Origin of the sequence: Vibrio sp. 779(2023), from assembly GCF_033344285.1 — a bacterium.
GTDB classification, from domain to species: Bacteria; Pseudomonadota; Gammaproteobacteria; order Enterobacterales; family Vibrionaceae; genus Vibrio; species Vibrio alginolyticus.
In genome coordinates this window covers 1-1,074 of the sequence record NZ_JAWPOM010000209.1, presented here as the reverse complement: position 1 = coordinate 1,074, position 1,074 = coordinate 1, and the positions used below count along the sequence as shown (strand labels likewise).

The 1,074-nt window shown below is 51.9% G+C and carries 1 protein-coding gene and 1 pseudogene; both read right to left on the bottom strand.

What is annotated here, in order from left to right; translation table 11 throughout:
* Positions 1-76, bottom strand: a pseudogene (locus tag R8O70_RS26135) (uroporphyrinogen-III synthase); the annotation flags it as partial.
* Positions 77-78: 2 nt separating this feature from the next.
* Complete coding sequence (gene hemC, locus R8O70_RS26130; protein ID WP_023583978.1) at positions 79-1,017, bottom strand: hydroxymethylbilane synthase; 939 nt, start codon at positions 1,015-1,017, stop codon at positions 79-81.
* Positions 1,018-1,074: the final 57 nt, after the last annotated feature.

Here is a 1,074-nt window from a genome sequence, read left to right as displayed (position 1 = left end):
CGGAAATGCCGTGCCTTTCGAGCAGAGAGCAAAGCGCGCTGCCTTGCTCTCCCGGCCGAGTGACCAACACTGCCATGATTAATCGTGGTCTGCGTACAGCTTGGTTAGAATGTCGCGGGCACCGTTATCAAGTAGCTCGTTAGCCAACTGGATACCGAGCGCTTCTCCATCTTTACGGTGACCACGCACTTCGCCACGCACAATTTCGCTGCCATCGGGTTCACCGACTAGCGCGCGAAGCCAAATTTCATCACCTTCAAGTAGCGCGTAGCTACCGATTGGCACCTGACAGCCACCTTCAAGAGTTAGGTTCATGGCACGTTCGCACAACACGCGATCGGCGGTGTCTTTATGGTTGAGTGGCTCCAGAAGTTTGAGTAAGCGTTCGTCGTCTACGCGGCATTCAATACCGACTGCGCCTTGGCCAACCGCTGGCAGTGATTGTTCTGGTTCGATAAAGCTGCGAATTCGGTCTTCCAATTTCAAGCGCTTTAGACCTGCGGCTGCAAGAATGATAGCGTCGTACTCACCCGCATCCAGTTTGCCAAGTCGAGTCCCCACGTTGCCACGCAGTTCTTTGATAATGATGTCTGGGCGGTATTCTTTCAGTTGGCATTGGCGACGCAAACTGCAAGTACCGACGACCGCACCTTGAGGGAGTTCATCAATGTTGCTATAGGTATTAGAAACGAAGGCGTCGCGAGGGTCTTCGCGCTCGCAAATGGTCACGAGGCCAAGGCCTTCAGGGAAGTCGACAGGTACGTCTTTCATTGAGTGCACGGCTAGATCGGCGCGGCCTTCAAGCATGGCAACTTCAAGTTCTTTAACGAACAAGCCTTTGCCACCAACTTTAGCCAGCGGTGTATCCAAAATCACGTCACCTTTGGTCACCATGGTTACCAACTCGACTTCCAAGCCAGGATGAGCGGCTTGAAGAGCGTCTTTAACAAAATGAGCTTGCCATAGTGCAAGTGGGCTTTTTCGAGTTGCAATGCGAATCGGTGTGGATTGTGTCATGATCTTCTCAATGCTGTTTGGATTTGGCTTTATCCTACCATTCTCATAAAGAAATGC